The sequence below is a fragment of the Streptomyces sp. NPDC001156 genome (genome assembly GCF_053598275.1).
The window spans coordinates 1-7,911 of the sequence record NZ_JBSFJX010000298.1 but is presented as its reverse complement, the minus strand read 5'-3'; the positions used below and the strand labels follow the sequence as shown (position 1 = coordinate 7,911).

Here is a 7,911-nt window from a genome sequence, read left to right as displayed (position 1 = left end):
CTCAGCCTGCCTCCAGCTTCGACCGGTCACTGCGATGACCGGCGGCGGGCGCTTCCTCCCGCACGGCTTCCATCAGCGCCTCGTGGCGCACGGCTCTTCTCGTCCACGCACAGCACCACCGCTTTCTCGGGCGGATGGTGGTCCAAGCCGACGACGTCGACGACCTTCGCGATGAACTGCGGGTCGGTGGAGAGCTTGAACGCGTCCTGGAGATGAGGCTTGAGGTCGAACCTCTTCCAGATCCGCCCGATGGTGGACTTGGACAGCCCGGAGTGCTGCGCCATCGAGGCCCGCGACCAGTGCGTGTCCTTGCCCGGGGTGGACTCCAACGTCGCCGTGAGCACCTCCTCGACCTGGTCCAGCAGGATCGAGGGCGGCCTGCCGGGACGCGCCTCATCACTCAGCCCGTCCAGCCGCAAGCGGATGAACCTCGACCGCCAGCGGTTCACCGTTCCCTGCGATACACCGAGTTCAGCGGCGACGTCCTTGTTCGTCCCGCCTTCCGCGCACCGCAGCACGATCCTCGCCCGCAGCGCCAGGAATTGCGCGGTCTTCGCCCGCCGTGCCCAGCGCGTCAGCTCCACCCGCTCGGCCTCGGAGAGCACCAACTCCGGCTTGCGTCGGCCCGGCCGCGGCTCGTCCACCAGGCCCGCCATCCGCCGGGCCACGAACCGCGAGCGCCACTTGCGCACTGTCTCCGTGGACACCCCGAAGTCCGCTGCTACATCGGTATTTGAGGCTCCCTCCGCACAGGCCAGAATGATCCGGGCCCGCTCCGCCACACGGGCTGACACCGCACCACCCGCCCACCGTGCCAACTCCGCACGCTCCTCGACGGACAGCACGACTTCGACAGCACGAGGACCCCGAGACGCCATAAAAATAGCCTACAGAATTAGAGCCGCTATTTCAGGCGCACTACACTAGCTCCAGTACGTCGTACAGGCCACTGGAGCCGCCCCCGCCCCCGCCTTGCGCTGCCGCCACACTCACTCTGACCAGCTCCCTTGCCTGTTCCTGGCCCTTCGCCCCGGTCCGGCGGCCGCATCCGCACGAGATCTGCGGATGCGACTGCCGCCGACGAATATCACCGAGTAGCCCCACCCATCTGAATGAAACTGTGACCGCGCGTTCGGACGTGGCGTCCCGGTCCTGCGGCTGATGCCAAGGCCGGGGCAACGGGAGCTGACGGGGCTGGCTGCTCAGCCCACACAATCTTCCCGGCAGGAGTGAAGCGGGTTCCCCACCGCTGGGCGAACTGGGCGACGAGGAAGATTCCGCGACCGCCATCGTCCATGGCCGTTGCTTGCACAGGTGGCATATTGGGGCGTTACCAAGCCTATCGGCCCCTGCGCCGCGATCTTCCACGGTCCAGGCATGAGCGCCATCCCCAGCCGTCGAGGGCGTTTCGGAAGCTGCCCGCGCCACCGTCTTCCCCTTGGGCCGCAGGTCGCGGCTGAGCGGTGGGGGTGTGCCTGCCGGGCAGGTTCCACCTCGCCAAGCTCGTACATGTGTTTGGTCGCAGATGGTCGGGGCTACTCGCACCTGGAAGCCTGCGTCGCAGCGAGGGACAGCGCCGTCGGGACCTCACAGAGACAGATGACAAGGGGTTGGTCGCGATGACCGTGGCGACACAGCAGGGCGGCGGGGGCGGTTCCAGCGGCCTCTACGACGTTCTGGAACTCATTCTCGACCGCGGGCTGGTGATCGACGCGTTCGTGCGGGTCTCCCTTGTCGGTATCGAGATACTCAAGATCGACATACGGATCGTGGTCGCCAGTGTCGACACCTACCTTCGCTTCGCCGAGGCGTGCAACCGCCTCGACCTGGAAGCGGGGCCGCGCAAGCCGGCCGGGCTTACGGAGCTCACGGGACAGCTCACGGAGTCCGGCGCCCGCGGCAAGACCAAGGGCGCCCTGTCCGGCGCCGCGGAGACGATCTCCGATGCATTCCAGCAGGCACGCGCCGAGGGCCGGCAGCGTCAGGGCGACCGGGCCGCACGCGGGAGAAGGGAATGAGAGATGAGCACCTACGTCTATGGGATCACCCGCGCCTCGCACTTCCCCCTCCGCCAGGACCTGGACGGCATCGGAGACCCCCCGCGGCCGGTACGCGTGCTGCGCGAGGGCGAGCTGGCCGCGATCGTCAGTGACGCCCCCGAGGAACTGCGGCCCAAGCGCCGCGATCTGCTCGCCCACCAGCGTGTGCTGGACGAAGCCGGAGCGGGCGGCGTGGTACTGCCGATGCGGTTCGGCAGCGCCTCCCCGGACGACGACACGGTGACCACGGTGCTCGCCGAGCGTGCGGAGTACTTCCTTGAGCGGCTGCAGGCACTGGACCGCACGGCGGAGTACAACATCAAGGCCAACCACGACGAGGAGGCCGTACTCCGCCTGATCATGGCGGAGCACGACGACATCCGGTCCCTGGCGGAAGTGAACCGCGAGGCCGGCGGCGGCACGCAGGAGCAGAAGCTCCTGCTCGGGGAGATGATCGCCGCCGCCGTCCAGGCACGCGAGGCGACTGACGCGGAGCTGCTTCAGCAGGCGCTGGCGCCGATGGCCGAGGCAGTCAGCGCCGGGCCGCAGAGTACCGGCTGGCTGGCCAACCTCTCCTTCCTGGTGAGCCGCGGTTCAGCGGAGCAATTCCTGGCCGCGGTCGACGAATTCCGCCAGGAGCACCCGTACCTCGAGCTGCATGTCAACGGCCCGCTACCGCCCTACAGCTTCGTCGACACCCCCTCGTCCCAGCACGCCGAAGGCAGCACCGCGGAAGCGTTCGGAGCCGCGGCAGCCCAGCCAAACGGGTAAGGAGTTGCGAAGTCTCGGGAACGGCGGACCCACCCGTCGCGGGTGATGTCTGTTGGGCCCGGTCCAGCTCAGCGTGGGGCTGTGCCCGCACCGATCTGAAGCGCACCGATGGACTCGTGGGTTCAGGCTGAAGGGCCTTCGGTTGCCTTGAACCCGCGGGGTTCGGGGGCCCGGACTCACAGACGTGCCGGGCCACCTGCGAAGCCCTTCGGGCCGATCCGCCGCCTGCCGATGTACCGGACCGTCGCGGGATGCGGTCTCGTCCGGCCGCCAGGTGGCACACCTGCGCTTGAGCTGTATCCGCGTCAGGTTCGGTTCCTGGCATCGGAGTTCCTTCGGCGCGGAGACGCTCTGGCAGGGCAGCATCTGCAGGGCGACGGGGCGGGCCTTGACGGCGGTGGAGCGAGCGATCCGCAGGACCCGTAAGTACTCGACCATGCGGGTGCGGGTCTTGGGCGTGATCACCCGGGTGCCAGCCAGCGCGGCGTGGGCGGCGATCTCGCGCGGGAGGACGGGTCCGGGTAGGGGCGTCCGCTGCTGGCGATCGGCGCGCCGGTGGCGGGGGCGAACTCGTAGGTCGCTTGCCCGGGCGGATGGGCAGGGACCACCATGGTGGCCCGGGGGTGGTGGTGAAGGCGTGGCCGGCGTTGTGGATGGTGCGGCCTTCGTGGTTGGTGAGGAGGGTCTGGCAGCGAGGGTCCAACAGCGTCCGCCGAAGGTGATGTACACGCCCTCGCACGCGGACTTACGCAGGACGCTGTCCGCTGCCATCATGCGTGGCCGACCTTCCTCTCCGGCTTGGTCGGCTGCGCCCGGGTCCTGGGCTGATCATCCAGGCCTCTCCCCCTGAGCGCCTCCCGGCAGGACCCTGATCAAGTCCCGCCGGGCTGGACTTACTTCTACGCCACGGCTGCGCCTCTTCCAACACGAAGACTGAGTCGATGCCCCGGGCCGCCACCGCCGACAGCCGGTTCGGCTTCATCGTCATCCAGCACATGCCTGCTACTGCTGCAGTCTGCCTGGCCACGGTTGGGTGCCCGGCGAGCGCGGGGGCCCACAGTGCGGAGGACCGGTGCTCAGGTGCGTGGTTCGTTTCGTACCTTTTGTCGTGCCGTGCGCAGGGCTAGTGGTGTTGCGGCTGCCCACGCTTGGGGTGAACAGGAATGCGGGTAGGGAGTGGGTCCTGTGGTGGCGGAGCGGTCGTAGCCTGCGATGACTTCGGGCAGGCGGTAGCCGTGGTGGGCTGCTGCCGTGATGAGGCCGTCGGTGACGGCGTCGACCTCGTGGGTGAGCTTGTAGCGGGCGAGGCCCAGGGCGATGATGGCGTTGTCGTGGGGCCAGGCGCTGCCGCGGTGGTAGGAGAGAGGGTGGTATGGCTTCTGTCCGGCGGCCAGGGTGCGGATCGCCCAGCCGGAGAAGAAGTCTGGTTCCAGCAGGCGTTGGCCGACCCGGCGGGCGTGCTCAGCGTCGAGGATTCCGGACCACAGCAGGTGGCCGGCGTCCGAGGCCAGGGCGTCGACCTGGTGTCCGTCACCGTCCAGGGCGAGGGCCGGGAAGTCGGCTTCCGGCATCCAGAAGTCCGTTGTGAAGCGGCTGCGCAGTCGGGCAGCGGCGTCCCGCAGCCGGTGCGCGTATGGCTCGTCCTGCCAGATCTTGTGGGCGAGTTCTGCGGTGCGCTGGAGTGCGTCGTAGGCGTAGCCCTGGGCTTCCGAGACGGCGATGGGGCCTTTTGCCTGTGTGCCGTCGGTGAAGCAGATGGCGCCTGCGGAGTCTTTCCAGTTCTGGTTGACCAGTCCGCCGGGGTCGGGGGTGTAGACGAGGTAGCCGTGGCTTTCCAGGCCGCCGTCGGTGAGCATCCAGTCCACGGCCTGGCGGGCGTGCTGCTCCAGGCGTAGGGCGAGGGAGCGATCGTTGGTTGTCTCGTAGTGGGCGTGGAGCAGGACGAGGAAGAGCGGTGTGGCGTCGACGGCGCCGTAGTAGCGGCCGTAGGGGACCTGGCGGAAGTGGGCGAGTTCGCCGTGGCGGGTCTCGTGGACGATGCGTCCGGGCTGTTCGCCGCTGAAGGCGTCGTAGCGCTGTCCCTGGGTGGCGGCGAGGGCGCTCAGTGTGGCGGCGGCCGTGTCGGGTCGGTAGGGCAGAAGGAAGTAGGAGGTGAGCAGGGAGTCGCGGCCGAACAGGGTGAGGAACCACGGGATGCCGGCAGCGGGAACGTGCACCTCGTCACCGTCGACTCCGGTGACCGGGATGGTCAGCAGGTCCACGTCGGCGAGGCCGCGTTCGCAGGAGCGGCTCAGCTCGTCCGTCGCCGCTGGCGCCTGCCGATGGGGGTGCGGCACGGCAGGCGCGTCGAGCGGCAGGCCATGCGGGTGGGCACGGACGGTCAGTTGGAGTTCGGCCTCGCCGTACCCATCGAGGCGAAGGTGCCAGCTGAGGGTCCGCGCGGTGGACTCTTCTGCGCCCTGCGCCGTGGCGACGGTGTCTGGGGCGGGATGGCAGGCGAGGGTGGTCCGGGCGTGCCAGTCGGCTCGGTGGTAGTCGAAGTGCAGGCCGTCGGGCGTGGTGTGGGCTGTGTAGCGACCGCCGGGCTTTCCGTAGTGGCGGTCGTCGGCCCGCAGTTCGAACAGGTCAGCGAAGTCAACGTCGACGGTGAGGTCGACGCGGGCGGTCACCGGGTCGGGAAGATTGCTCACCAGGCGCAGATGTTCGGTGAGCACCCCTGCGGTGACGGTCTGCCGACGGAAGACGGTATAGGCGGGGGGTTTGTCCCGCGTGCCCTGCGGGGTGAGGACGCACGTCGCCGCATCGTCCGTCGCCGCCTCGGCGGGCACCAGGGCGATGGGGCTCGTGCTGTCGACGGTAAGCTGCCAGCGGCTGAGGTGACGTGCATCCCTCAGGAACAATCCGTCGGGCGTGGTCCCGCGGGTGCCATTGATGCCTCCGTCGCCGTCGAGGCGGACGAAGGTGGCGTCGCGCACCAACTGGACGTGGTGGTCGCCCGCGGTCATGGCATGGGCTCCTTCGGGTCGGCGCACAGCAGGTCGAGCGCGAGGGCAGCGGTCCAGGAGAAGTGCCGGGCGCCTCGACCGGCGCCGGTCGTGGGGTCGACGTATTCGGCGAACCGGGACCGTCCTGCTTCGCTGAGAAGGCCCTGCTGGAGGCGTTCGGCGTTGGTCTGGAGGCCGTGGGTGTGCAGTCCGCGGTGGATCAGCCAGGCCGTGTTGAACCAGGCCGGGCCGCGCCAGTAGCGCTGGGCGTCAAAGGCGTGACCGGTCAGGTCGTAGCTGGGCACCAGCCGGGTGGCCGGCGCGCTGAAATGCGGGCCGTCAAGGGTTTCCTGCAGTCGCCAGACGATGTCGTGCGGCAGACCCGGCACCACGAGCGGGATGAGACCGGTCACGCTGCGCTCGTCGACCAGGATGTCGGTGCTCAGGTCGCGGGCACGGAACAGGCCGGCGTCGTCGTCCCACAGCCGGGCCACCAGCTGCCCGGTCAGTTCGTCGGCGCGCCTGGTGTGAGTTGCGTCATCCGTGCCCAGCTCGCGGGCCATGGCAGCGAGTGCCCGCTCGCTGACGATGAGCAGGGCGTTGAAGCAGGGGTCTTCCATGGCGAAGCCGTGCTGCAGCGCACGGTCGTCGTAGTCGGCCTCGCGGTAATCCGCCGCGAGCCGGACATAGCGGCCGTAGTCCAGGTCGGTGGGCCGGTCGGCGGGATGGCCGTGGTTCAGGTCGGCACGGTGGAAGGCCTCGGGCGCGGCGGGCTCGATGCGCTGCAGGGCCTGGTCCCAGCAGGGGCTGTTGTCCATGCCCGATTCCCAGGGGTGGACGACGGCCGCCAGCCCTGCGCCGCCGAGGTCGCGGCGGGTGAGGAGGTAGTCGTGCCAGGCGGCCAGCCGCGGATAGGCACGGGCGAGGAAGCCGCGACGTCGGGATTCCTGGGGGTCTGCCTGGTGCACGAGCCAGGCGGCCAGGGCGTGCACGGGGGGTTGCACGATGCCCGAGGTCTCGGGGGCCGTGGGCGCGCCCGCCGCTCGGCCGACGTGGGAGGACTGCCAGAAGTCGGGGCTGGGGAAATAGGCATCGTGCGGGACGGCGGGGTTGAAGACGATGTGCGGTATGCGCCCGTCGGCCCATTGCCCGGCCAGCAACGATTCGAGTTCCTGCTGGGCGCGGCGCACCGAGAGGTGACGCAGTCCGATGGCGATGAAGGCGGAGTCCCAGCTCCACTGATGAGGGTAGAGGGTACGGGAGGGAACGGTGGAGGTGCCGGTCCAGTTGTCGATGAGGACCCGTGCCGCACCGCGCCGCAGTGTCAGGTCCGCGGCGCGGTGCGGTGCGGGCCGGTCCAGAAGGGAGCTCACGCGCCGGACCTCTTGAGGAAGGCGGGGATGGAGCGGACGGCTTCGACGGGATCGCCGGTGAGGCGGCATTCCGCGGCGAGGTAGCCGTCGTAGCCGATGGTGTGCAGGGCGCCGAGCCAGGCCGGCCAGTCGAGGTGTCCGGCGCCGGGCTGGAAGCGGTTGGAGTCGGAGACCTGGGCGTGGCCAATGAGGTCGGCGTGGGCGACGATCGCAGCGGCGGGGTCGCTCTCCTCGATGTTCATGTGGTAGCTGTCGATGCCGATCTTGATCGAGTCGAGCCCGATCTGGCGGATGAGCTCAGCAGCTTGCTCGAGCCGGTTGACCATGTGGTCCTCGTACCGGTTGAGCGGCTCCAGGAAGAGAGTGACGCCCTCCTTGCGTGCGTGCTCGCCCAGTTCGCTCAGGCCCGCCAGCAGAACCTCGCGGTCCCCCTCCTCGGTGCGCGGCGGCTCGAAGGGCGGAAGACGGCGCGAGAACATCCCGTAGGAGGCGGGGGTCTGGGCGCCCAGTCCACCGATCTCGGCGATCACGGTGAGCTGTGACTTCATCTGGGCGATGGCGTCGGCGCGCAGGTCGGCGTCGAAGGCACCGAAGAAGTGCAGCATGTCCACGCAGACCGTGGGCATGACCACCCCGTCCTTGCGGGCCCGCTTCAACTCCTCCAGGCGGGAGGCGAAGTGCAGGTCGCCCTTGCCACGCAGTTCGATGGCGTCGTAGCCGGCCTGCTGGGCGAAGTCCCACTTG

At 69.3% G+C, this 7,911-nt stretch carries 6 protein-coding genes and 1 pseudogene; 2 read left to right on the top strand and 5 right to left on the bottom strand.

Annotated features, from left to right (window positions below; translation table 11 throughout):
• Nucleotides 1-26: 26 nt before the first annotated feature.
• Together ACWDA7_RS48135 and ACWDA7_RS48130 are read right to left on the bottom strand one after the other, a co-directional pair.
• On the bottom strand, nt 27-878 hold the full coding sequence (locus ACWDA7_RS48135; RefSeq protein WP_450613940.1) for an IS630 family transposase: 852 nt from the start codon (nt 876-878) through the stop codon (nt 27-29).
• Between the two features lie 209 nt (nt 879-1,087).
• Nucleotides 1,088-1,306 (bottom strand): annotated as a pseudogene (locus ACWDA7_RS48130) (hypothetical protein); the annotation flags it as partial.
• Nucleotides 1,307-1,619: 313 nt separating this feature from the next.
• On the opposite strand from ACWDA7_RS48130, the gene ACWDA7_RS48125 reads away from it, so the two are divergent.
• Nucleotides 1,620-2,018 carry a gas vesicle structural protein GvpA gene (locus ACWDA7_RS48125; RefSeq protein ID WP_450613938.1) on the top strand — a complete coding sequence of 133 codons (399 nt, stop codon included), beginning with the start codon at nt 1,620-1,622 and terminating at the stop codon, nt 2,016-2,018.
• A 3-nt stretch (nt 2,019-2,021) separates the two neighbouring features.
• Nucleotides 2,022-2,810 (top strand): GvpL/GvpF family gas vesicle protein, encoded by a 789-nt coding sequence (locus ACWDA7_RS48120; protein WP_450613936.1) that lies wholly within the window; start codon nt 2,022-2,024, stop codon nt 2,808-2,810.
• Nucleotides 2,811-3,886: 1,076 nt separating this feature from the next.
• Here ACWDA7_RS48120 and ACWDA7_RS48115 read toward each other — a convergent pair.
• The 3 genes from ACWDA7_RS48115 to ACWDA7_RS48105 all read right to left on the bottom strand — a co-directional run.
• Entirely contained in the window at nt 3,887-5,815 is a 1,929-nt protein-coding gene (locus ACWDA7_RS48115; protein ID WP_450613934.1) for an amylo-alpha-1,6-glucosidase, read from the bottom strand.
• Nucleotides 5,812-7,167 (bottom strand): MGH1-like glycoside hydrolase domain-containing protein, encoded by a 1,356-nt coding sequence (locus ACWDA7_RS48110; protein WP_450613932.1) that lies wholly within the window; start codon nt 7,165-7,167, stop codon nt 5,812-5,814. The genes ACWDA7_RS48115 and ACWDA7_RS48110 overlap by 4 nt, the downstream gene beginning before the upstream one ends.
• On the bottom strand, nt 7,164-7,911 hold a 748-nt coding region (locus tag ACWDA7_RS48105; RefSeq protein WP_450613930.1), incomplete at its 5' end, for a sugar phosphate isomerase/epimerase family protein. The genes ACWDA7_RS48105 and ACWDA7_RS48110, both read right to left, overlap by 4 nt.